Source organism: Pseudomonas sp. P1_F1_2, from assembly GCF_056405815.1.
This window is the reverse complement of sequence record NZ_JBFUBK010000107.1, coordinates 1-21,294: the sequence shown is the minus strand read 5'-3', so window position 1 is coordinate 21,294 and position 21,294 is coordinate 1. Positions and strand designations below refer to the sequence as shown.

The window sequence follows — 21,294 nt, the reverse complement described above, 5'->3', positions numbered from 1 at the left end:
CTGCTACAGGATCCGGTGTGTTTCCAGGAAAAACCCCGGGTAGATTGGGTCTGCCCGGGGTTTTTTGTGTGTAAGCGGCGCAAAGCTGTTGATCAATAACGCTGATATTTCGAACCGAACTCAGGGCGGTTTTCAGCGACGTACAACGTGGTCGGCTGGCTGTCCTTTTTATCGACTTCGACAGTGTTCACATTGAGGGTGGCCGGTTGGCTGACTTTCACTGCCGCGACAACCTGCGAGGTGGCGTGGGGGGCGGCGATAGCGGACGTTGCGCCAAGAACCGAGAGGGCGAAACCAAGACCGATGAGGCTTTTCATGGGATTGCTCCAGAGCGTGGGAAGAAGATGTCGCCACTGTAGTGCTGGAGCCCGGCCATGAAAAAACACCCTTGGGCATAGTCGTTATCGAGCGCGCTGATCCGTTGTCAGCGAGGCGTGCGGTCGATCAGCCAGCGCTGCTTGATATGTTCCAGGCGTCCGTCGCGCCTCATCTCGTCCAGCGCCAGTTGCCAGCGCGCCACTTGAGCCGCATCGGTCTGCGGTGAAAACGCGATGTACGTACTTTGCTTCATCAGGGGCATCTGGTAGTGCAGCCGACTGGGCGCCAGCCCGACTTCTCGCGCCATCGCCGTGATGGACAGGGTATCGGCCACCACAAATTCTGCACGGCCCAGACTCGCCAGGCGCATCATTTGTTCGGGCGTTTCGACGCCGTACAGGTTGTTCAGGCCTTGCTGTTGCAAGTAGCTGTAGGCCAGCCATTTTCGCGGAACGGCGATTCGGCCCAGGCTGGCGGTCTCGCTCAGGGCGCGGACAGGGGGCAGGGTGCTGTCGGTGGCGTAGAGGGCCGTTTCCACCTCCATCAGCGGGCCGACCCACTGGTACAGGCCTTCGCGCTCGGCGGTGCGAAAGATAGTGAACACCCCGGTGGCGGGCTCGGTCCCGGCATCGCGCAAGGCCCGCAGCAAAGGGACTTGCTGCAAATGCACCGAGTCGCCCGTGCGTTGGGCCAACGCCTGCACCACATCCACACCAAAACCCACCAGTGTGTCGCCTTGCTGAAAGTGCAACGGTGGGTGGTTGTCGGTGAGCAGTTTCAGGTCTGCTGCGACTGCGCCAACACTCAGCAACAGCAGCAAGCAACCGGCAATGCGCTTCATAAATCGTCCCTGATGAAATGAATCGCGCAGCTTAGTACGAGCGGGCGGCACTGTCCCGAGGAATTGCCGGGGCTTTTGTGTCAGATCGTAGGATTTAAAGGCTGTGGGATTTGCGTATGTTTCGCCAGTTTCTATATACAAAACCCCTAGGAAGATTCTGCGCCAAGCAATTCCACCGGGTACGAGAACACGTAGCCTTCGCTGCGCACGGTCTTGATGTAGGTCGGCTCGCGTGAATCATCCAGCAAGCGTTGACGCAAACGGCTCACCAGCAAGTCGATGGAACGCTCGAACAGGTCGGCGTCGCGGCCTTGGGTCAGGTTGAGCAATTGGTCGCGGCTGAGTACCCGCTGCGGGTGATCGAGGAAGACGCGCAGCAAACGGTATTCCGCGCCACTGAGGGCCACCAGCGTGTCGTCTTCGTCCAGCAAGTGGCGGGCTGTGGTATCGAGGCGCCAGCGGCCGAAACCGAGCAGCCGGCCGGTTTCGGTGATGAGCAGGTTCGGCGGCAACATTCGCGTGCGGCGCAATACCGCATTGATCCGCGCCAATAACTCGCGGGCGGCGAAGGGTTTGGTCAGGTAATCGTCGGCGCCCATTTCCAGGCCGAGGATGCGATCGGTTTCGTCGTTGCGCGCAGTGAGCATCAAAATCGGTGTGGCTTTGTGTTTGCCGGCGCGTAATTCTCGGCACAACACCAGGCCGTCATCGCCGGGCATCATTAGGTCCAGCACAATCAGGTCCACCTGATTGGCTTCCAGAAAACTGCGCATCTGCCGGCCATCGGCAACCACTGTGGTGCGCAGGCCGTTTTTCTTCAGGTAATTGCCCACCAGCTCGCGGATCTCCCGATCGTCATCGACGATCAGGATGTGGTTCACATGGTCCATTGCACAAACCTCTTCTTATTAGTTCGCTGCGTGCTACACGGCGCCATGCAGATTTGTATCGCACTGTATCGGGCGCGCTGTTTGACACCTTACGCCTTAATAACGCCGTTTTGACGACACATGGCAGATACCTTGGGGCGGTTGAATGGGCTCCATCGAGACAAGACGACTTGCCTCACCACCACCGCCTATCGCAGCCCTGAGGAAATCACCATGAACTGGAACACACTCGTTGCCGCCAGCTTCTTCGCTGTCCTGAACATCGCTGCGTTTTCAGCCCATGCCGATGATCAAACCCAGGCGCAGGTCACTGCTCACGGCGCGCATCTGGATATCAAGAAAGTGCTGTCCACTGAAGACTCCGGCAGTGGTTGCGGCATTGTCAATGCTCGCCTGAACTACCTTGATTCCAGCGGCACGCACAAGGTTCTCGATTACAGCAAACTCGCGGACTGCGCCAATCAGGGCGGTTGATCGGCCCACTACGTCGTCCAAAACAATCGTTGAATGACTTATAGGGAAATCACCATGAAGATGAATGTGTCGGGCAATAAAACCGAATCACGAGGCCGCCGTTTGATGGGGCCCGCGGTGCTCGCCTTTGCGCTGATGCAGTTCGGTGTTCTCGGTGCGGCCAGCGCCCAAACCAGCACCGCGGCCACCGCTGACTCGGTGGAGGCCAGGAAGGACACCTTCGGCGCGCTGAAGCATGTCAAGGCTGGCTTGCTGGACGTGGCTTACGCCGAGGTCGGCCCCGCCAATGGCCCGGTGGTGATTCTCCTGCACGGTTGGCCCTACGACATTCACAGCTATAGCGAAGTGGCGCCATTGCTGGCGGCCAAGGGCTACCGAGTGCTGATCCCGTATGCGCGGGGGTATGGCGACACGCAGTTCCTGTCCGCCAAGACCTTGCGCAATGGCCAGCCTTCCGCGCTGGCGAGCGACGTCATCGATTTCATGGATGCCCTGAACATCAAACAGGCCGTGCTTGGCGGCTACGATTGGGGCGCGCGTTCGGCAGACATTGTGTCGGCGTTGTGGCCGGAGCGGGTCAAGGCGTTGGTCTCGGTCAGTGGCTATCTGATCGGCAATCAGGCAGCGGGCAAGAACCCGTTACCGCCCAAGGCCGAGTTGCAATGGTGGTATCAGTTCTATTTCGCGACCGAGCGCGGCCAGGCCGGCTACGAAAAAAATCGTCACGACTTCGCCAGGTTGATCTGGGAACTGGCGTCCCCGAAATGGAAATTCGACGACGCGACCTACGACCGCAGCGCCGCTGCCCTGGACAACCCGGACCATGTCGCGATCACGATTTTCAACTATCGCTGGCGGTTGGGCATGGTTCAGGGAGAGCCGCAATACGAAGCACTGGAGCAACGCCTGGCCAAGGCTCCGTCCATCACGGTGCCCACCATTACGATGGAAGGTGACGCCAACGGCGCACCGCACCCGGCAGCCGAGGATTATGCCAAGCGTTTTACCGGCAAGTATGAGTACCGGCTCATCACCGGCGGCATCGGCCACAACCTGCCACAGGAAGATCCGCAAGCCTTTGCCAAAGCGGTGATTGACGCTGATCACCTGTAGCCACGTTAACCCCTGTAGGAGTGAGCTTGCTCCTACAGGGGTAAATAGTGTTGGTCAGGTCGAGGTTATGCCACGACCTGATAACACGGCACATACGCCGCGCCGCCCGGCAGCTTCATGCGGTGCTGGGCGACGAAGGCTTTGAGCAGTTGATCCAGCGGACGCATGATCGCCGCATCGCCCCGGATCTGGTACGGCCCGTGTTGTTCGATCAGGCGGATGCCTTTGTCCTTGACGTTGCCGGCGACAATGCCGGAGAACGCGCGACGCAGGTTGGCGGCCAGTTCGTGGGCCGGCAGGGTCAGGCTCAGTTTCAGGTTGGCCATGTTTTCGTGGGTCGGGTCGAACGGGCGCTGGAAGCCTTCGTCGATTTTCAGCAGCCAGTTGAAATGGAACGCGTCATTGCGCTCGCGACGGAACTGTTTGACCGCTTTGAGCCCCTGCGTCATCTGCCGTGCGACTTCAGCCGGATCGTCGATGATGATCTCGTAATGTTTCTTCGCCGCGTCACCCAGCGTGGCGCCGACAAACGCGTCCAGTTGTTCCAGATACGGTGCGGCATGTTTCGGCCCGGTGAGAATGACCGGGAAGGGCAGGCCTTCGTTGTCCGGGTGCATCAGGATGCCGAGCAGGTACAGGAACTCTTCGGCCGTGCCTGCACCGCCGGGGAAAATGATTATGCCGTGGCCGACGCGCACGAACGCTTCCAGACGTTTTTCGATGTCCGGCAGGATCACCAGCTCATTGACGATCGGGTTCGGCGCTTCGGCGGCGATGATGCCCGGCTCGGTCAAGCCCAGATAGCGACCGCCGTGGATACGCTGTTTGGCGTGGGCGATGGTCGCGCCTTTCATCGGGCCTTTCATCACGCCGGGGCCGCAACCGGTGCAGATGTCGAGGCTGCGCAGGCCCAGTTCGTGGCCGACTTTCTTGGTGTATTTGTATTCTTCGGTGTTGATCGAGTGGCCGCCCCAGCAGACCACGATCTTCGGTTCGACGCCGGGGCGCAGGGTGCGGGCGTTGCGCAACAGATGGAACACGTAGTCGCTGATGCCCTGGGAAGTGCTCAGGTCGATGCGCTGGCTGTCGAGTTCGTTTTCGGTGTAGACGATGTCACGCAGGGCGCTGAAGAGCATTTCGCGGGTGCTGGCGATCATTTCGCCGTCGACGAAGGCGTCGGCCGGGGCATTCAACAGTTCCAGGCGTACGCCGCGGTCCTGCTGGTGGATGCGGATTTCAAAATCCTTGTAGGCTTCGAGGATGGTCTTGGCGTTGTCGACATGGGCGCCGGTATTGAGGATGGCCAGGGCGCACTGGCGGAAAATGTTGTAGGTGCTGCCGGAACCGGCTTCGCTCAGTTGTTGGACTTCGCGTTGGGAGAGGGTTTCCAGGCTACCTTTTGGGCTGACCGAGGCGTTGATTACTTGTCGTTGGGTCATTCAAAGATCCTTAAAACGATGTCATTCACTGAACGGCGGGAATGGCATCTGAATAGTGTGTATCCATGGATGAAGATGGCACGAACCGAGCTGTATCGCCATGTTCCCCGTTTGACGATGAAAAGATGAAAAGGAGCCCCAGCATAGCTAAATCCCGCGCAGAGGCGATAATGCGCCGCAGTCTTTTTGTTCATGCCCCCAAGGAACCCTGTCGCGATGTTCGAAATCCAGCCGAAGAATGCCCAAACCTATCGACAACAGACGCGACGCAGTACGGTGATAATTGCCCTGATTTTCCTGGCGCTGGCGATGGGGCTGTCCACGGCCGCGGTGGCGTTGTTCGGTGAACCCGGTGGCGACAACCTGCGATTTAACGTCGGCGGCGTTTTCGTCGCGGTGCTGCTGATAGTGGCGCTGATGCGCGGCAAACTCTGGAGCCAGCCATGGATGGCCGCGGCGGTCTACGGCTGGCAGCTCAAGCGCAGCCTGATGAGCGTGACCAACATCATGCATCAGGTCACCGCAGCGGTGGCAACCGGTGATCCAGTGGCCATGAAACTGCTGCGTTTCTACCACCTGGGTTTGCACCAGATGCATGAGTTGGACGGCAACTCCAGCGACCACGGCCAGTTGACTCGTGAGATGGATGAGCACAAGGCGCGCATGCAAGCATTGGGCATCGATACCGAACAAACCCGACTGGATCCGGCCTGGCTTGAGGCGGTGAAACAGTCCGGCAAGTCATGACCTCAGGGCGGATTCCCGCCACAAACCCCGTCACGCGGTCAGTAAATCACCTATCGTGTTGTTGCGATGGGCGAACAGGAAAAGTCGCCTTGTCATCACCAGTCAGGGATTGTCATGGGGTACTCGTCCATTAAAGATCCGATTGAAAGCCCCCAGCCCGCCACGCCCGGGGCGCCCGGTCAGCTCGAGTCACGGCTCAAGGTCCGATACGCGGTGGTGCTGCTCGTGGCGGTGTGCCTGTCGATGACGGCGATTGTGATCTGGGAAGCCTGGACCTCGCGCCAATACCACCTGCATGACAAAGAAGTGGCGATGTCCAACCTGGCGCAGACCCTGGCGTCGCAGGCGCAATCGTCGATCAAACAGGCCGATACGCTGCTCTTTGCCTTGGTAGACCGCCTCGAACACGAAGGCATCGACGCGCAGCAATTGCCCAGGTTGCAGCGATTGCTCAGCGCCGAGCGTGATGAGCTGAAGCAACTTCATGGCCTGTTTGTCTATGACGAACACGGGAACTGGATCGCCAATTCCAATGGTGCGGAAGGGACCAATGCCAATAATTCCGACCGTGAATATTTCATCTTCCATCGTGATCATCCTGACCGTGGCCCGCACATCGGTCGGTCGATAAAAAGTCGCTCGAGCGGTGAATGGATCATGACCGTCTCTCGCCGGGTCAATCATGCCGATGGCCGGTTCGCCGGTGTGGCCCTGGCGACGATTTATCTCAGTCATTTCCTGGACCTGTACGACAACATCGACATGGGCAACAACGGGGTCATCAACCTGATTGCCGATGACGCCAGCATCATTGTTCGCCGGCCATTCAATGAGGCCGACATTGGCAGCAGTGTCGCCAAGGGGCCGCTGTTTACCGAGTTGTTACCCAAAAGCGATGCCGGCACCGCGACGGTCAAGTCTTCTGTGGATGGAGTCGAACGGGTGACGGGGTATCGCCGTGTCGACGGCTATCCACTGATCATCTTCGCCGCGCTGGACAAGAAGGAAGTGCTGGCCGGCTGGCGTGGCGAGACAGCGCTCAGCGCCGGGATCATGTTGTCGCTGCTGGCATTTCTGGGCGCGCTCGGTTACCGCCTCATTCGCTTCATGAAGCAGCAACATCATGTCCAGAGTGTCTTGCTCGATGCGCGGGAGAAGCTCATCGAGGTCAATCGCAGCCTTGAGTTGCTGGCTCTTGAGGACGCATTGACCGGGCTGTCCAACCGGCGTCAGTTCGACGTGTTTATCCTCGCGGAAATGGGCCGTGCCCGGCGCACGCTGACCCCACTGGCGCTGCAGATGATCGACGTTGATCACTTCAAGAGTTTCAACGACCGCTACGGCCATGTCGCCGGCGATGAGTGTTTGCGCAGGGTCAGCGCGATCATCAAGGACAATATCAAGCGTCCCGGTGACCTTGCGGCTCGTTATGGCGGTGAGGAGTTCACGGTGGTGCTGCCGGGTACTGACTATGTAGGCGCGTTTCTGGTGGCCGAAAAAATACGCCTCGCGGTCCTGAGCGCGGGCATCGAGCACAGCGAAGGCGTCGAGGGCCGGATAACGGTCAGCATTGGTGTGTGTGCCTTCAACCCGGCTTCACAAGATCAGCCCGACGATTTGGTCAGCGCCGCGGACAAGGCGCTGTATGTGGCCAAGGCCAGCGGGCGGAACATGAGCGTGATTGCCGACGGCGTTCAGACAAACCGGTCACTGCCCTGAACGAGCTGGGTGCAAAGGTACGACTGCTTGAGTTTTTCCAGCCACCAGCCCAATGCACGACCGTCATGATCGCCACGCCAGCCGGCATACAGAATGTTTGGCTCGCGCGGGTCAGCCATCAGCTTCTCAATCAGCGTGCCGTTTTTCAGTAGCGAGCCCACCCGATGCCGGGGTAACCAGCCGACGCCCAGGCCATCGCATTGAGCAAGAATTTTGGCACGCATGGTCGGCACGGCCAAAACCGGTTGGCCGCCAGACACACCGTAGGTGCTGCCTTCGGTGCCCCGGGACGAATCGGCCACCACAATCGCCCGATGTTGCGCCACCATCGCCCGTGAAATCGGCTCCTTGGCCTTGGCCAGCGGGTGTTTGGGCGACACCGCGAACACCCACTCCATTTCCCCCAGTTGCATCCAGCGCAAGGTCGGGATTGTCGGTGGTTCGTTAGTGGCGCCAATGATCAAGTCGGCGCGGCCTTCGCGCAGGGCTTCCCAGACACCTTTGAGCACTTCCTGGGTGATGCGCAGCGGCACGCCGGACGCCAGCGCATCGAACTCGTGGATCACCGGAATCAGGGTTTCGAATTCGAGCAGTTCGTCGGTGACAATCCACAGCCGGCTTTCCCAGCCGTTGGCCACTTGCTGGACCCGTTGGGTCAGCCGGGACACGTCCTGCATCAACCGCGCTGCCTCGTTTACCAATAATTCGCCGGCCGGGGTGAGCTGCAAGCGATAACGACGGCGATCGAAAAGCAGCGCGTCGAAGCGCTCCTCCAATTGCCTCGCGGCGTAGGACACGGTCGATGGTGCCTTGCCCAGGTGAGCGGCGGCCCGCGACAGGCTGCCGGTCTCGCGGATGGCTTGGAGCAATGTCAGGTCTTCAAGCGACAACATGGATTCAATCCTCGGCGTTTGTTTCAGGCGGCCCGGCGCAGTTTCCAGCGCCGGATCAGCCGAAGATAAACCAGCACGTTGATCGCCAGCACCACGCTACCCAGCGCCAGTTGAAGGGTGGGCGTCAGGCCGGCCGGGTAAATCACCGGCCACACGTAGTGTTCGATAAAACCGCCGCCGTAACCGGCTTGCCCGGCCGCCTGGCGCATCAGGTTTTCCCATTGAGTCAGCGGGCAGGTCAGGTGCATGACTTCTACCGTCACGCCCCACGCCGCGGCGGGCAGGTGCGCCCAGATCAACGGCCGCCATTTGAGCACCAGCAAGCCGCCGAACAGGACGAACAGAATGAACAGCAAATGAAGCAGCACCAGCCCATCGGCGGCGATCCGGTACAGCATGTCGACTCCCTGACCCGTTATGCGAATGGCTCCATGGTACTCGGGCGCTGGCGGCTGCTCTATGGGGAGTGTGCTCAGCGAAAATCAGCGAATTCGGCGCGCATCCTGCCGTTGTGTTTGGCTCGATAGAGCAACTTGTCGACCTGCTCGATGAACGCCAGTGCGTTCGCCTGCAGCGGGGCGACGGTGGTGCCGACACCCAGGCTCACGGTCAACAGTGGCGCCACCGGGGAATATTCATGGGCAATGTGCTGCTGACGAATCAGGTGCAGGCATTTGCGCGCCACGAGCCTTGCCGATTCAGCATCGGTTTCCGGGAGTAGCCAGACAAATTCTTCACCGCCGATCCGGGCGATGAAATCACGCGGTCGATTGGCGGCCTGGGACAACGTCTGGGCGACCTGGCGCAAGCATTCATCACCCTTGATGTGGCCGTAGTGGTCGTTGAATTGCTTGAAGTAGTCGATGTCCAGGATCAGCAACGAAAGCGGCAGGCCTGTGCGCTGGGCATGGCCCCATTCGCGCGCCATCACCGTATCGAACATGCGTCGGTTGGCGATGCCGGTGAGGCCGTCCTGGAAGGAATACTCTTCGAGTTGCTTTTGCAGTCGGCTCAAGTGCTCCTCGGTTTTCTTGCGTTCGCTGATGTCGAACATGAAGCCCACCAGTGCCTCGACTTCTCCGTCCTTGCGCACCACGTGCACCACGTCGCGTATCCACACGTAGTCGCCGCTTTGCGTCAGCGCCCGATAATCCGCCTCATGATCGACCCCGGCCCGTGATTGCGAGACACAGAACTCCACCACGTAATCGCGATCATCCGGGTGCATGCGCTCGACCCAATCATTGACCGTCACCCAACTGTCCTGCTTCCAACCCAGCAGCGCCTCGATCTGAGGGCCGATATAGCTGAACGTCATGGTGTTCCAGTCGATTCGCCAGGGGATCGCATTGGTCGACTCAAGCAGGGTTTTATAGACGGCACTGGCGGGTTCGAGTGAGCTCATGAAGGGCCTGGTCTCTGGGGAATATTCAGCGCCATCATGTTGCTACTATCGAGGCGAAGCAAGCGCCAAGCCGATGAATGGAACACCTGCGCTGCACACGCTCACCGCGCAAATGCGCAAGATTGTTCAAGCCTTCGGGCGCGGCGGCTGGCACAGTCTCAGGTCTTTCACCGGTTGTAGGGCGTTATGTCGAATTTACTCATGCCACGCAGTGCGTTTCTTCGTGGTGCCGCGGCGATCATGCCGCTGTCCCTGGCCACCGCGCCTTGGGGGTTGCTGGCCGGGTCCATGGCCATCGAGGCCAATCTCACGCCGCTGCAAGGCCAGGGCTTGTCGAGCATTGTGTTTGCCGGTGCCGCGCAACTGGTCGCCATCGGCATGCTCAAGGGTGGCGCCGGGATCTTTTCGATATTGCTGACCACTTTATTGCTGACTTCTCAACATTTGCTGTACGGCATGAGCATGCGTTCGGTGATTTCCCCGTTGCCGGGGCGTTGGCGGGTAGGGCTGGGCTTTTTACTGACTGACGAACTGTTCGCCTTGACCAGTCAGCACGACAAGCAGCAATTCAATCGCTGGTACGCGTTGGGGGTAGGGCTGACGTTTTACATCGCCTGGAACCTGTTCACGCTTGCGGGCATCGTGCTGGGCAGCAGCATTCCGGGGCTGGAGCATTTGGGCCTCGACTTCTCCATCGCCGCCACCTTCATCGCCTTGATCACGCCGGTGGTGCGCAATGTGCCAACCGTGGTGTGTGTCGCGGTGTCGCTGTTCTGTTCGGTGTTGTTCAGCTACTGGCAATGGGGCTCGGCGCTGGTGCTGTCGGGATTGGCAGGCATGACCGCCGGTTTTATCTGCAACAAACTCTACGTGGGACGCACAGCATGATCGTTTGGGCGGTAATTTTCGGAATGGGCGTGCTGGTGTTTCTCAACCGCTACGTGTTTCTTGAACCCCGGCTGCCGGTGCGGTTGAGCAGCAATGCCCGGCAGTTCCTCGGTTTTGCAGTGCCGGGCATGTTGACCGCGATCTGCGGGCCCATCGTGTYCATGCCTGACAAACAGCTGAACCTGCAATGGGACAACCCGTACCTGATCAGTTCGCTGGTGGCGGTGGGGCTGGTGCTTTACACCCGTAATACCTTGCTCAGCATGCTCCTGAGCATGGGGTTTTTCTTTTTGCTGCGCTGGTGGCTCTGAATCGAACGTCCGAATTTGTTCTACGCTTAATGAATCCCTTCACAGGAAGAGAGGTGCGCATGGCTAACAATCAAAAAAGTCCGGATTTTGAAGATGAAGRTGAACCCTCGGAGGAAGAGATCAAGCGTCAGGAACGTTCGCGGCAGGACTGGAAACATGATGACAGTCGTGAGCTGTCGGACCGCGATGAAGAGCGTCCGCTTAAGCCCTGACTGATCCCTCCAAGACACGCCTAACCTTGTAGCAGCTGGCGAAGCCTGCGTCCGGCTGCGTAGCAGTCGTAAAATCTGACGCCGCGGTGTTTCAGAAAATCCGTGCATTCAGGATTGACGACTGCTACGCAGCCGGACGCAGGCTACGCCAGCTGCTACGGATTGTGCCTGGATGAATCACACCGCCTCGTTCCAGCGTATGTGCGTGATGCCCAGTTGCTGAGCCATCAAGCGAGCCGTTTCAAGGGTGGCGTGTGCCGCGATCTTTCGTTCGGACTGTGGATAGGCATGGGCGGAGGCCGAATGAATCGCGTCCACGAAAGAAGGAGGCCCGTAGGCCTCTACTACTGAGAGTGCAACGCTGTGCGGTTCGTTCAGCTCTTCTGCTGAGCGGGACCGGGGATCATTTCAAAGGTCTTCCAGACACGGAAAATCCGGGTGGGAAGCCCGATAGCCCAAGGCCTTGTCGATCCATGCATTCAGCTCGTTGAGCATGACCGGCGGTTGGCCGGCGTAGTTCGAGAGGGTTGAACGCAGTATGTCGTCGATATTGGGGGTAGAGCGCAGGTTTCGGGTCTGTATGTATTGCCCGATAAAGCAGTCAAGTTGATAGCGTTCCGTCATCGACAGGTACACACACTCCAGGCCGCTGACTTGATTGATTACAAGATCGTCGCGCAACTTAGTTCTCTGCAGGCTTGTTGATATTTAAGGATTTCCTTCTTTGTTGACTGTTTGGTCAACTGGACGGTGCCACGGGAAACGCGGCGCGCATCCTAGCTTTAGTGTTTCTAAATGTATGTATGGCGAATGGATTGTCAGACAAGCGGTAATTGGGACAATAAGGCATACAACGGGAAGTGTTTCTAATATGAAACAGTCTGTGTAACGTTTATGCCGGGCATAGGTTTAGTTAAAACTTGCCTATATAGACAAACCTGCTTGGGCGGTCAGTTTAAATAAGCTTATTAATCAATGAACAACCTTGATTCCTGACATTCCCGACAGCTTTGTCGACCCTGTACCACTCAAACGTTTCGCTAGGTTCACCCTGTAAAAGCACCATCTGCTCGGCACGTTCCCTGGGTGTGGCCGGATCGAGCCATTCCCGTGCCAGCTCTGGGGACAACACCACCGGTCGCCGGTCATGTATGTCGAGCATGCCGCCCGCGCTGTCCGCCGTGATGATGACAAAACCGTCGTCGCTGCGCGGCTTGTTGCCAGCRCCGGGAAACTGACCAATGGCCGCGCAGCAAATCGGCGCGCAATCGCGTCGGCGAATCAACCATGGCAATCGCGTCGAATCCCCGGCATCGACCCATTCAAACCAGTTGTCGATCGGCACAATCGCCCGGTGTGGCCAGATTGCGCGGAAGAACGGCCCGTGAGCGACTTTCTCAACCCGCGCGTTGATTGGCGCCGCGCGATCGTTTGCCCAGTGCGGCCGCCATCCCCAGCGCACCGGATCGGCGTGCAATCCGTCAGGCTCAAGGTGCAGCAGGGCGAGTTGGGTGGTGGGCGCCGCGTTATAGCGCGCCAAGGGTTCGTTCCCGACGTGATTGATCATCGCGTCGGGAATACTCAGCACGGCGACAAAATCATGAATGCCACGGTATTGCGACAGTCGTCCACACATCGGCTGACCCTGCGGTTGGAAAGCACTGGCGGGAATGCTCAGCTTAGCCTTCAGATCACATGGGCACGCTGCAGTTCGGTCAATGACAACGCCTTCAAACCCGCCAGCAGCGAATCGCGCCGATCCCGTGGATGAGGCAGTTCCACGGCCAATTCCTGCCGGACGCTGCTGGGGCGATTGTCCAATATCAGTACCCGGTCGCTGAGATAGAGCGCTTCATCGACATCGTGGGTCACCAGCAACAGGGCAATGGCGTGACGCTCGGCAAGTTGCAGCAACAGATCCTGCAGCTTCATGCGCGTAAAGGCGTCCACCGCGCTGAAGGGTTCGTCCAACAGTAAAACCTGCGGTCGCGAATACAACCCCCGCGCTATCGCGACTCGCTGAGCCATGCCCCCGGACAGGGCTTTGGGCAGTGCCTGGGCGAAACCGCCAAGGCCGACTTCTTCGATAAGTTGCGCGACCCAGGCTTTGTCGTAATGGGAATCGGCGCTGAAACCGATGTTTTGCTCGACCGTCAGCCAAGGCATCAGCCGGGGTTCCTGGAAGACGAAGGCCACTTCCCCGGCGCTGTGACGCACTTCGCCCTGGAAGTCCTTTTCCAGCCCGGCGGCGATGCGCAGCAAAGTGCTTTTGCCGCAACCGCTGGGGCCGAGCAGGCTGACGGTTTCCCTGGGCCGCAATTGCAGGTGAATGTTTTTAAGGACGGTGGTGGTGGCGAAGGTTTTACGCTCGATTCGAATGTCCAGCAGGTGTCGGGTCATGGCTCAGTCCTCGGCGCTTTGGCCATTAAAAGTGTCGCGCCAGGCCAGGAAACGTTTCTCCAGGCTGGCGAGGAGGCCGTCACTGAGCTTACCCAGCAGCGCCAACACGATGATGGCGGCCAGTACGATGTCCGGGCGCGATGTCTCACGACCATCACTGAGCAGATAGCCCAGGCCTTTGGTGGCCGCGATCAATTCGGCCGCCACCAGAAACATCCACGCCAGGCTCATGCCGCTGCGCAACCCGGTGAACAGACCGGGCAGGGCGGCGGGCAGGAGAACTCGCCGGACCAGCCGACGGCGACTGAAGCCATACATTTGCCCCACTTCCACCAGTTTGCGATCAATGTCGCGGATGGCCGCGACGCCGTTCAGGTACACCGGAAAGAATGCGCCGATCGCGATCAGGACGATTTTCGAGGTCTCGTCGATGCCTAGCCAGAGCAACAACAGCGGCACCCAGGCCAGACTCGGAATCGAGCGCAAACCTGCAAACGTCGGTTCCAGATACGCCTCGGCTTCACGGCTCAACCCCACCCATGCGGCGAACCCCAACGCCAGGCTGGCGCCGATAGCGAAACCGAGTAGCACCCGCAGCAGACTGGCGCTGATGTGCTTCCACAGCGCACCGTCGGCCAAGTCTGCGAGGGTCAACGCGACCTCGCTCGGGGCCGGCATTTGGTATGACGGCAACCAGCCGATACGCACGACGAATTCCAGAAACAGAACGATCAGCACCGGCAACGCCAGACCCTTGAGGCGCAGGCGCCAGGCGTTGTTCAGGGACACGCTGGCGCGGCGCGATGGGAGCCGTTCGAGTGGCAGGTGTTTGCTTTTGCTGGTCATGAGCCCCCCGTTACTGACGGGCCACGGTTTCTTTGAAACCGGTATCGATCAGTTGATCGATGACCTGATCGACGTTCACCCCACGGCGAACCAATTCTTCGGACACGAGTATCGGTGCCGCGGCTTTAGAGGCGATCACATCCTTGGCGGTCAATTGCGGGCTGCTCAGGTCGGTGCGCGACAGTTGCAGCTTGGCCACTTCCAGTGGCAGGCCGGATTCGCTGGCCAGTAACTTCGCCAGTTCGTCAGGGTTTTTTACCGCCCAGACGCGGGCTTGTTCATAGGCATCCAGCACGGTATCGATGGTGTGCGGATGCTCCTTGGCATAGGTGTCCGTCACGCTGACCACGCCATAACTGTTGAATTGCGTATTGCGATACAGCAGGCGCGAACCGGCCTGAACTTCGCTGGCGGCCATGTGCGGATCAAGCCCGGCCCAAGCGTCGACGTCACCTTTCTCCAATGCGATGCGACCGTCCGGGTGCTGCAAATGCACCAGTTCGACATCGTCCTTGCTCAAGCCCGCCTGTTGCAGGCTGCGTAAGGTGAACAGGTAGGGGTCGGTGCCTTTGGTGGCAGCGATTTTCTTGTCTTTGAGATCGGCCACGGTTTTGTACGGCGAATCCTTGCGCACCACCAAGGCTGTCCACTCGGCCCGGCTGTATACGTAAACCGACTTGATCGGGCTGCCATTGGCGCGGCTGAGCACGGCGGCCAGGCTGGCGGATGAAGCGAAATCGACGCCGCCGCTGTTGAGGTATTCCAGCGAACGGTTACTGCCCTGACTCAGGACCCAACTGACCTTTGTCTGTGGCAGGGCCTTTTCGAGGAAACCGAAGTGCTTGAGCACCAGACTCACCGGCGAGTAATAGGCGTAATCCAGGTGCACTTCGGCCGGTGGCGTTTCGGCTGCCTGGGCCAGCGGTTGAAGACTCAGGGCCAGTGCGCAGGCCCCCAGCAGAGACTTGAAGGCGGGAAAGCGGAAGGTCGGTTTCATGGGCTGCTCCGGGCAAGGCTGGTTATATCCAAAAATTTATTATGTAGAGTCGCTTCCTGCGTAAAAGGAATATTGCAGGCTCTGTGCCATGTTCCGGGGCTACTGGTTTCTCGAGGGTTTTCGCTCATCAACGGTGTGAAGGATGTCGCTGGGCAGACAGTCTGTTGAGGTGCTGTTGCAGGGCCGACACTGTTTGTTTCTGGTCATTAACTTATTCCTAAATCGAATTTATAAAGGCTCTTGTAATAGCGGTAGGGTCTATAAGAAATAGCACTCTGGAGCCTTTGATGAACCTGTCCCGATTCGTGCGTGGTCTATTGACCAGCGCACTGTTTGCCGCCCCGATCACCTATGCCGCCGAGCCGGTGGTCCTGCATATCGGCGATCAGAATTACTACAACGTGCGTGCCTCGGTTGAGGCCTCGGGTGTATTGGAGGGCGCGCCCTACACCGTCGACTGGAAGCACTTCCAGGCGGCTGCGCCATTGGCCGAAGCGCTGAACACTGGCGCGCTGGACGTGGGGTTTCTCGGTGATTCCGGCTTTCTGTTCCTGGCGGCCAAACAGGCGCCGGTGAAACTGATCGGTGTGTCGCGGCAGAACCCGGACACCATTGCCTTGCTCGTGCCCAAGGATTYACCGGTCCATAGCATCGCGGATCTCAAGGGCAAGAAAGTCGCTTACTGGCCCGGCGCCTGGAGCCAGCAGTTAACCCTGCGCGCACTGGAGAAAGCCGACCTGCCGGACGACTATGTCGACTTCATCAAACTGATGCCGATTGACGCCGCCGCGGCGTTGCCTCAAGGCAGCATCGACGCGTTCCCGGTATGGGAACCGTACATTTCCCAACAGATTCTGTTCTCCGGCGCGCGACCGATTCTGACCGCTAAAAACCTGATGCCCGGCTTGAGCGCCATCGCTGCGTCGACACCGGCCATCGACAGTAAGCACGCCGCCATCGCCGACTTCCTGGTGCGCCTGAAAAAAGCCCGGGCCTGGGTCGACAGCCATACCGACGAGTACGCCGATCTGTGGGCGAAAAAGGCCAATCTGGATCAGGACGTGTCTCGCCATTGGTTGCGTCAGGCGCACATGACCGTTGGCCCGGTGGATCAACAAGCGGCGGCGGATTTGCAGAGCACGGCGGACTTCCTGTTCAAGGTCAAGGCGCTGCCGACGGAACTGGCGACCGCCCCGATCATCGACCACTCGTTCCAGCAGGCATTGGTGCAATAAGCGAAGAGGGGGCTGCGGAACCAAACACTGTGTACCCTGATCCAACCTCGGCCCGCGCCATTGGCGGGCCGGCGAAGGAAGAACGGGCGAAGGACTTTGCCGTTTGAAGTGTTGACCGTCACGGTCTGACCCAAGGCAAAACATGAAACAACTGTTCAACGCATTTTGTGCACTCGCCATTGCCATCGGGCTGGCGGGCTGCATCGCTGCCCCCATCGAGCTGACCCCGCAGACGGAACAACGTCTACAGGCGCAGGCGCCAATTCGTTTTCTGCTGACCTATGACGACGGTCCCAGCGCGTCGAGTTTCTGGAACCCTACCGCGACGGTCCTCGACAGCCTGAAGGACAATCCTCTGCAGCCCGATATCAAAGCGGTGTTTTTCGTGCAGACCGGTGCGCCGAGGGCCGGCGACAGTGACATCGGGCGGGCGCTGATGCACCGCGAGCATGAAGAGGGGCACGTGCTGGGTTTTCACACCGCTACTCATTGGCACACCAATCACCGTTCGCTGACTCCGCAAGAACTGGAGCAGTCGCTGAGCAAAGGCAGTGCTGACATCGCCGCCATCACCGGCGCGCCACCGACATTGGTGCGTCCGCCGTTCTGGAATTACGACAAACGCGTCTTCGCGGCCTATCAGCAGCACGGCATGCACGTGTTGCTGACCGATTTGAGCGCCAATGACGGCAAAATCTGGGGATTCAACGCCAGCCCCCGACGCCGCTCGCACATGCTGCGTTCGATGTCCGAAGTGCGCGAGCGCATCGCGCTGGGCCAGTTGCCGACTGTGGACGGGGTGATTCCGGTGGTGGTGACCTTCCACGACCTCAATCGCTACACCGCCCGGCACGCGCGCGAATACCTGCAAATCCTGATCGACAGCGCCAGGGCCACCGGCGTGCCACTGGCGCAGAAGCCGTTTTACGACGATCGCGACGCGGTGCTGCAAGCGGCGATGGCGCGCACCGTCAAGGACAGTTCGCAGCCAGTAGAACTGCCGGGTTTCTGGAACTGGTTCTGGGACAAAAACTCCCATTAAAACCTGGCCTGCGGTTGCAGCTCCTCGATCACCTTCAAACAGTGACTCAACCCCGGTGAAACATCGCCCACCCGCCGACTGAGAATGATCGGTGACGTGGCGTTGTCTTCCAGCAATGGGGTAAAGCCAATGTCGTCGCGGTGCAGCAACTGCACCGAGGCGGGCACCAGCGTGACGCCGATCCCGGCCCCCACCAGACCGATTGCCGTTTGCAGTTCGTTGGTCCATTGCGCCACGTGAATGCTCACGCCATAGGATTCGAACAGCGCAATCACATGGTCGGCATAGCTGGGGCGCGGGTTGCCGGGGTACAGCACAAAGGGCTCCTTCGCCAGTTCGCGAAGGCTGATCGGCCCGGCCAGCAGGGGATGGCCGGCGGGCAGGGCGGCGACCAGCCGGTCTTGGGTGAGCACGGTTTGAATGATCGCCGGGTCGTCGATGTGAATACGGCCGAAGCCGATATCGATACGCCCGGCCTTGAGCGCCTGCACCTGTTGTAACGTGGTCATTTCCGACAGCCCCAATTCAAGCTCCAGAGGCTCGCCGCTGCGTAAACGGCGGATCAGTTCCGGCAGCACTCCGTAAAGGGTCGAAGGCGCGAAGCCGATGCCCAGCCAGGTCTTTTCCCCCAGGCCGATCCGTCGCGTGTTGTCGCAGACCTTGTTCAGTTGCTCTAGCAGGGCGGTGGAGTGCTCATGGAAAAACCGCCCGGCCTCCGTCAACTTCAGTGGCCGGCCACGCTCCAGCAACAACACCCCGAGTTCGTCTTCCAGTTGCTGGATCTGCCGGCTCAGGGGCGGCTGGGCGATGTGCAGCAGTTCGGCGGCGCGGGTGAAATTGAGGGTTTGAGCCAATACCTGAAAATAGCGCAGGTGACGCAGTTCCATGGGGCCTCCAGACGTCAGTCGTTTGCATACCTTAAAGGTATCAAGTCAGACCAATTCTATATTGGCATCGGCAAAAAAGCCGTACGAGAATCGGTTCCAGAACTTTAAGAACCTGATGGGTATCGACATGCGTGCAACAGCCATTGAATCGATCGAGACGATCATCGTCGATCTGCCGACCATCCGCCCGCACAAGCTGGCGATGCACACGATGCAGAATCAGACCCTGGTGATCATTCGCGTGCGCTGCGCCGATGGCATCGAAGGGATCGGTGAGTCCACCACCATCGGTGGCCTGGCCTATGGCAACGAAAGCCCGGACAGCATCAAGACCAACATCGACAAACACTTCGCGCCCCTGCTGATCGGCCAAGACAGCGGCAATGTGAATGCCGCCATGTTGCGTCTGGAGCGCAGCATCCGCGGCAATACCTTTGCCAAATCCGGGATCGAAACCGCCTTGCTCGATGCACTGGGCAAACGCCTCGGCCTGCCGGTCAGCGAACTGCTGGGCGGGCGGGTGCGTGATGCCTTGCCGGTGGCCTGGACCCTGGCCAGCGGCGACACCGAAAAAGACATCGCCGAAGCGGAAAAAATGCTCGACTTGCGCCGCCATCGAATTTTCAAACTGAAAATCGGTGCCGGTGAAGTCAACCGCGACCTGGCGCATGTCATCGCGATCAAAAAAGCCCTGGGTGATCGCGCCAGCGTGCGGGTCGATGTCAATCAGGCCTGGGACGAAGCGGTCGCATTGCGCGCTTGCCGGATCCTCGGCACCAACGGCATCGACCTGATCGAACAGCCGATCTCGCGCAACAACCGCGCCGGCATGGCACGCCTGAATGCGATGAGCCCGGCGCCGATCATGGCGGACGAATCCATCGAGTGCGTGGAAGACGCTTTCAACCTGGCGCGCGAAGGCGCGGCCTCGGTGTTTGCCTTGAAGATCGCCAAGAACGGCGGCCCCCGTGCCGTGCTGCGTACCGCCGCGATCGCCGAAGCAGCGGGCATCGCCCTGTACGGCGGCACCATGCTGGAAGGCGGCATCGGTACGCTGGCCTCGGCCCATGCCTTTGTCACGCTGAATAAACTGGCCTGGGACACTGAACTGTTCGGCCCGTTGCTGCTGACCGAAGACATTCTCAGCGAGCCGTTGGTGTATCGCGATTTCGAACTGCATGTGCCGCAAACACCAGGTCTGGGCCTGAGCCTGGACGAAGAACGCCTGGCGTTTTTCCGTCGTGACAAAACATCCACTTCCGTTCATCAAGCCTGAGGAGAGATCATGCTATTCCACGTAAAAATGACCGTGAATCTACCGGTCGACATGAACCCCGAAGCAGCCGCCAAACTCAAGGCTGATGAAAAAGCCCTGGCCCAGCGCCTGCAAGAGCAGGGCAAGTGGCGTCACCTGTGGCGCATCGCCGGGCACTACGCCAACTACAGCGTTTTCGATGTCGACAGCGTCCAGGAATTGCACGACCTGCTGATGCAACTGCCGCTGTTTCCCTACATGGCGATCGAGATCGACGCAATGTGCCGGCACCCGTCTTCCATCCGCGAGGATGACCGCTGAACCCAGCCTGTTCAGTTCGCTACGCTAATAATTACAAGATGAGGAACCACCATGAACGTCAAGATTTCCCACACTGCCAACGCCCAGAAGTTTCTTGAAGACGCCAGCGGCCTGCTCAACGACGCCGGCAACCCGCGCGTCAAAGCCCTGATTTACCGCATCCTGCGTGACTCGGTGAACATCATCGAAGACCTGGCGGTGACTCCGGAAGAATTCTGGAAAGCCGTCAACTACCTCAACGTGCTGGGTGCGCGTCAGGAAGCAGGGCTGTTGGTGGCCGGGTTGGGCCTGGAGCATTACCTCGATCTGCTGATGGATGCCGAGGATGAGCAGGCCGGCAAGTCCGGCGGCACGCCACGGACCATCGAAGGTCCACTGTACGTGGCCGGCGCGCCGTTGTCCGAAGGCGAAGCGCGACTCGATGATGGTCTCGATCCAGGTGTCACGCTGTTCATGCAAGGGCGCGTGTTCAATACCGCTGGCGAGCCATTGGCCGGTGCCGTGGTCGACGTTTGGCACGCCAATACCGGCGGCACTTACTCGTATTTTGATACCGCGCAATCGGAGTTCAACCTGCGCCGCCGGATCGTTACCGATGCCGAAGGTCGCTATCGTTTGCGCAGCATTGTGCCGTCGGGTTACGGCTGCCCGCCGGACGGTCCGACCCAGCAACTGCTCGATCAACTGGGCCGTCACGGCCAGCGTCCAGCACACGTGCACTTCTTCATCTCGGCACCGGATCACCGCCACCTGACCACCCAGATCAACCTCGATGGCGATCAATACCTGCACGACGATTTCGCCTACGCCACCCGTGACGAGCTGATCGCCCACATCACGTTCAGCGACGACCAGCAACGCGCCGCAGCGCATGGCGTCAGCGGGCGGTTTGCTGAAATCGAATTCGATTTCACGCTGCAGTCGACCGCCCAGCCCGAAGAGCAACAACGTCACGAACGGGTTCGCGCACTGGAAGATTGATAGCGCGGTACTCCTACCCTGTGGGAGACGATCTGTCTAGCGATTGCGGTGTATCATTAAACAGAAAAGTGGATTGGGAA

The 21,294-nt window shown here is 59.5% G+C and carries 25 protein-coding genes; 12 read left to right on the top strand and 13 right to left on the bottom strand.

The features are described 5' to 3' along the window. Positions 1 to 92: 92 nt before the first annotated feature. The 3 genes from AC1D2P_RS25120 to AC1D2P_RS25110 form a co-directional block, all read right to left on the bottom strand. Complete coding sequence (locus AC1D2P_RS25120; protein WP_046027583.1) at positions 93 to 317, bottom strand: hypothetical protein; 225 nt, start codon at positions 315 to 317, stop codon at positions 93 to 95. Positions 318 to 424: 107 nt separating this feature from the next. After that, positions 425 to 1,159 carry a substrate-binding periplasmic protein gene (locus AC1D2P_RS25115; protein ID WP_223524662.1) on the bottom strand — a complete coding sequence of 245 codons (735 nt, stop codon included), beginning with the start codon at positions 1,157 to 1,159 and terminating at the stop codon, positions 425 to 427. Positions 1,160 to 1,305: 146 nt separating this feature from the next. After that, entirely contained in the window at positions 1,306 to 2,049 is a 744-nt protein-coding gene (locus AC1D2P_RS25110) for a response regulator (protein ID WP_223524665.1), read from the bottom strand. A 213-nt stretch (positions 2,050 to 2,262) separates the two neighbouring features. Here AC1D2P_RS25110 and AC1D2P_RS25105 point away from each other — a divergent pair, with 213 nt between their 5' ends. Beyond that, positions 2,263 to 2,523, top strand: a complete 261-nt coding sequence (locus AC1D2P_RS25105) for a DUF2790 domain-containing protein (protein ID WP_109784650.1) — start codon at positions 2,263 to 2,265, stop codon at positions 2,521 to 2,523. Between the two features lie 54 nt (positions 2,524 to 2,577). Then, a complete protein-coding gene (locus AC1D2P_RS25100) occupies positions 2,578 to 3,636 on the top strand; it encodes an alpha/beta fold hydrolase (RefSeq protein ID WP_223524668.1) in 1,059 nt (352 codons plus the stop codon). A gap of 65 nt (positions 3,637 to 3,701) precedes the next feature. Here AC1D2P_RS25100 and ppnN read toward each other — a convergent pair whose 3' ends face one another. Further along, positions 3,702 to 5,075, bottom strand: coding sequence for a nucleotide 5'-monophosphate nucleosidase PpnN (gene ppnN, locus AC1D2P_RS25095; protein ID WP_046027571.1), 1,374 nt, complete (start codon positions 5,073 to 5,075; stop codon positions 3,702 to 3,704). A gap of 216 nt (positions 5,076 to 5,291) precedes the next feature. Between ppnN and AC1D2P_RS25090 the strand changes: the two genes are divergently transcribed. Together AC1D2P_RS25090 and AC1D2P_RS25085 are read left to right on the top strand one after the other, a co-directional pair. Further along, complete coding sequence (locus AC1D2P_RS25090; RefSeq protein ID WP_077430280.1) at positions 5,292 to 5,822, top strand: DUF3087 domain-containing protein; 531 nt, start codon at positions 5,292 to 5,294, stop codon at positions 5,820 to 5,822. 114 nt (positions 5,823 to 5,936) lie between these two features. After that, entirely contained in the window at positions 5,937 to 7,541 is a 1,605-nt protein-coding gene (locus tag AC1D2P_RS25085; RefSeq protein ID WP_046027568.1) for a sensor domain-containing diguanylate cyclase, read from the top strand. On the opposite strand, the gene AC1D2P_RS25080 is transcribed toward AC1D2P_RS25085, so the two are convergent. The 3 genes from AC1D2P_RS25080 to AC1D2P_RS25070 form a co-directional block, all read right to left on the bottom strand. Continuing rightward, positions 7,517 to 8,434, bottom strand: coding sequence for a LysR family transcriptional regulator (locus AC1D2P_RS25080; protein WP_223524671.1), 918 nt, complete (start codon positions 8,432 to 8,434; stop codon positions 7,517 to 7,519). The genes AC1D2P_RS25085 and AC1D2P_RS25080 overlap by 25 nt on opposite strands. Positions 8,435 to 8,457: 23 nt before the next feature. After that, positions 8,458 to 8,832: a DUF2784 domain-containing protein gene (locus tag AC1D2P_RS25075; protein WP_477757495.1), complete on the bottom strand. Its 375-nt coding sequence runs from the start codon at positions 8,830 to 8,832 to the stop codon at positions 8,458 to 8,460. A 74-nt stretch (positions 8,833 to 8,906) separates the two neighbouring features. Beyond that, a complete protein-coding gene (locus tag AC1D2P_RS25070) occupies positions 8,907 to 9,839 on the bottom strand; it encodes a sensor domain-containing diguanylate cyclase (RefSeq protein WP_109784654.1) in 933 nt (310 codons plus the stop codon). Between the two features lie 186 nt (positions 9,840 to 10,025). Here AC1D2P_RS25070 and AC1D2P_RS25065 point away from each other — a divergent pair, with 186 nt between their 5' ends. Genes AC1D2P_RS25065 through AC1D2P_RS25055 form a run of 3 tightly spaced genes read left to right on the top strand, consistent with a single transcriptional unit; the run spans position 10,026 to position 11,250 of the window. Next, complete coding sequence (locus AC1D2P_RS25065; protein ID WP_046027560.1) at positions 10,026 to 10,727, top strand: AzlC family ABC transporter permease; 702 nt, start codon at positions 10,026 to 10,028, stop codon at positions 10,725 to 10,727. Next, positions 10,727 to 11,038, top strand: a complete 312-nt coding sequence (locus tag AC1D2P_RS25060; protein ID WP_477811641.1) for an AzlD domain-containing protein — start codon at positions 10,727 to 10,729, stop codon at positions 11,036 to 11,038. The genes AC1D2P_RS25065 and AC1D2P_RS25060 overlap by 1 nt, the downstream gene beginning before the upstream one ends. Before the next feature lie 59 nt (positions 11,039 to 11,097). Continuing rightward, positions 11,098 to 11,250, top strand: a complete 153-nt coding sequence (locus tag AC1D2P_RS25055; protein ID WP_477811640.1) for a hypothetical protein — start codon at positions 11,098 to 11,100, stop codon at positions 11,248 to 11,250. 408 nt (positions 11,251 to 11,658) lie between these two features. Here the strand turns inward: AC1D2P_RS25055 and AC1D2P_RS25050 are convergent, their stop codons facing one another. The 5 genes from AC1D2P_RS25050 to AC1D2P_RS25030 all read right to left on the bottom strand — a co-directional run bounded on the left by AC1D2P_RS25050 (position 11,659) and on the right by AC1D2P_RS25030 (position 15,493). After that, the gene (locus AC1D2P_RS25050) at positions 11,659 to 11,931 is read right to left on the bottom strand and encodes a hypothetical protein (protein ID WP_477757496.1); all 273 of its coding nucleotides are present in this window, start codon (positions 11,929 to 11,931) and stop codon (positions 11,659 to 11,661) included. Between the two features lie 274 nt (positions 11,932 to 12,205). Further along, positions 12,206 to 12,886, bottom strand: coding sequence for an SOS response-associated peptidase family protein (locus AC1D2P_RS25045; protein WP_477757497.1), 681 nt, complete (start codon positions 12,884 to 12,886; stop codon positions 12,206 to 12,208). 50 nt (positions 12,887 to 12,936) lie between these two features. Then, on the bottom strand, positions 12,937 to 13,650 hold the full coding sequence (locus tag AC1D2P_RS25040) for an ABC transporter ATP-binding protein (RefSeq protein WP_109784657.1): 714 nt from the start codon (positions 13,648 to 13,650) through the stop codon (positions 12,937 to 12,939). Positions 13,651 to 13,653: 3 nt separating this feature from the next. After that, positions 13,654 to 14,496 (bottom strand): ABC transporter permease, encoded by an 843-nt coding sequence (locus tag AC1D2P_RS25035; RefSeq protein ID WP_258668028.1) that lies wholly within the window; start codon positions 14,494 to 14,496, stop codon positions 13,654 to 13,656. Between the two features lie 10 nt (positions 14,497 to 14,506). After that, positions 14,507 to 15,493, bottom strand: a complete 987-nt coding sequence (locus AC1D2P_RS25030) for an aliphatic sulfonate ABC transporter substrate-binding protein (RefSeq protein ID WP_477757498.1) — start codon at positions 15,491 to 15,493, stop codon at positions 14,507 to 14,509. A 287-nt stretch (positions 15,494 to 15,780) separates the two neighbouring features. Between AC1D2P_RS25030 and AC1D2P_RS25025 the strand changes: the two genes are divergently transcribed. Continuing rightward, positions 15,781 to 16,728 (top strand): ABC transporter substrate-binding protein, encoded by a 948-nt coding sequence (locus AC1D2P_RS25025; protein ID WP_477811639.1) that lies wholly within the window; start codon positions 15,781 to 15,783, stop codon positions 16,726 to 16,728. Between the two features lie 142 nt (positions 16,729 to 16,870). After that, positions 16,871 to 17,770: a polysaccharide deacetylase family protein gene (locus AC1D2P_RS25020; protein WP_477757500.1), complete on the top strand. Its 900-nt coding sequence runs from the start codon at positions 16,871 to 16,873 to the stop codon at positions 17,768 to 17,770. Here AC1D2P_RS25020 and AC1D2P_RS25015 read toward each other — a convergent pair. Continuing rightward, complete coding sequence (locus AC1D2P_RS25015) at positions 17,767 to 18,657, bottom strand: LysR family transcriptional regulator (RefSeq protein WP_077430275.1); 891 nt, start codon at positions 18,655 to 18,657, stop codon at positions 17,767 to 17,769. The two genes, AC1D2P_RS25020 and AC1D2P_RS25015, sit on opposite strands and share 4 nt — an antisense overlap. Positions 18,658 to 18,784: 127 nt before the next feature. Between AC1D2P_RS25015 and AC1D2P_RS25010 the strand changes: the two genes are divergently transcribed. The 3 genes from AC1D2P_RS25010 to catA are packed head-to-tail and all read left to right on the top strand — an operon-like array spanning position 18,785 to position 21,214. After that, positions 18,785 to 19,933, top strand: coding sequence for a muconate cycloisomerase family protein (locus AC1D2P_RS25010; protein WP_175648944.1), 1,149 nt, complete (start codon positions 18,785 to 18,787; stop codon positions 19,931 to 19,933). Positions 19,934 to 19,942: 9 nt separating this feature from the next. Beyond that, positions 19,943 to 20,233, top strand: coding sequence for a muconolactone Delta-isomerase (gene catC / locus AC1D2P_RS25005; protein ID WP_077430274.1), 291 nt, complete (start codon positions 19,943 to 19,945; stop codon positions 20,231 to 20,233). A gap of 51 nt (positions 20,234 to 20,284) precedes the next feature. Next, positions 20,285 to 21,214: a catechol 1,2-dioxygenase gene (catA, locus tag AC1D2P_RS25000; protein WP_477757501.1), complete on the top strand. Its 930-nt coding sequence runs from the start codon at positions 20,285 to 20,287 to the stop codon at positions 21,212 to 21,214. The last annotated feature ends 80 nt before the right edge of the window (positions 21,215 to 21,294 follow it).

Excerpts from the sequence above, each read along its gene's own strand:
- AC1D2P_RS25120 (WP_046027583.1), bottom strand. The coding sequence starts at position 317 with ATGAAAAGCCTCATCGGTCTTGGTTTCGCCCTCTCGGTTCTTGGCGCA.
- AC1D2P_RS25115 (WP_223524662.1), bottom strand. The coding sequence starts at position 1,159 with ATGAAGCGCATTGCCGGTTGCTTGCTGCTGTTGCTGAGTGTTGGCGCA.
- AC1D2P_RS25110 (WP_223524665.1), bottom strand. The coding sequence starts at position 2,049 with ATGGACCATGTGAACCACATCCTGATCGTCGATGACGATCGGGAGATC.
- AC1D2P_RS25105 (WP_109784650.1), top strand. The coding sequence starts at position 2,263 with ATGAACTGGAACACACTCGTTGCCGCCAGCTTCTTCGCTGTCCTGAAC.
- AC1D2P_RS25100 (WP_223524668.1), top strand. The coding sequence starts at position 2,578 with ATGAAGATGAATGTGTCGGGCAATAAAACCGAATCACGAGGCCGCCGT.
- ppnN (WP_046027571.1), bottom strand. The coding sequence starts at position 5,075 with ATGACCCAACGACAAGTAATCAACGCCTCGGTCAGCCCAAAAGGTAGC.
- AC1D2P_RS25090 (WP_077430280.1), top strand. The coding sequence starts at position 5,292 with ATGTTCGAAATCCAGCCGAAGAATGCCCAAACCTATCGACAACAGACG.
- AC1D2P_RS25085 (WP_046027568.1), top strand. The coding sequence starts at position 5,937 with ATGGGGTACTCGTCCATTAAAGATCCGATTGAAAGCCCCCAGCCCGCC.
- AC1D2P_RS25080 (WP_223524671.1), bottom strand. The coding sequence starts at position 8,434 with ATGTTGTCGCTTGAAGACCTGACATTGCTCCAAGCCATCCGCGAGACC.
- AC1D2P_RS25075 (WP_477757495.1), bottom strand. The coding sequence starts at position 8,832 with ATGCTGTACCGGATCGCCGCCGATGGGCTGGTGCTGCTTCATTTGCTG.
- AC1D2P_RS25070 (WP_109784654.1), bottom strand. The coding sequence starts at position 9,839 with ATGAGCTCACTCGAACCCGCCAGTGCCGTCTATAAAACCCTGCTTGAG.
- AC1D2P_RS25065 (WP_046027560.1), top strand. The coding sequence starts at position 10,026 with ATGTCGAATTTACTCATGCCACGCAGTGCGTTTCTTCGTGGTGCCGCG.
- AC1D2P_RS25040 (WP_109784657.1), bottom strand. The coding sequence starts at position 13,650 with ATGACCCGACACCTGCTGGACATTCGAATCGAGCGTAAAACCTTCGCC.
- AC1D2P_RS25035 (WP_258668028.1), bottom strand. The coding sequence starts at position 14,496 with ATGACCAGCAAAAGCAAACACCTGCCACTCGAACGGCTCCCATCGCGC.
- AC1D2P_RS25030 (WP_477757498.1), bottom strand. The coding sequence starts at position 15,493 with ATGAAACCGACCTTCCGCTTTCCCGCCTTCAAGTCTCTGCTGGGGGCC.
- AC1D2P_RS25020 (WP_477757500.1), top strand. The coding sequence starts at position 16,871 with ATGAAACAACTGTTCAACGCATTTTGTGCACTCGCCATTGCCATCGGG.
- AC1D2P_RS25015 (WP_077430275.1), bottom strand. The coding sequence starts at position 18,657 with ATGGAACTGCGTCACCTGCGCTATTTTCAGGTATTGGCTCAAACCCTC.
- AC1D2P_RS25010 (WP_175648944.1), top strand. The coding sequence starts at position 18,785 with ATGCGTGCAACAGCCATTGAATCGATCGAGACGATCATCGTCGATCTG.
- catC (WP_077430274.1), top strand. The coding sequence starts at position 19,943 with ATGCTATTCCACGTAAAAATGACCGTGAATCTACCGGTCGACATGAAC.
- catA (WP_477757501.1), top strand. The coding sequence starts at position 20,285 with ATGAACGTCAAGATTTCCCACACTGCCAACGCCCAGAAGTTTCTTGAA.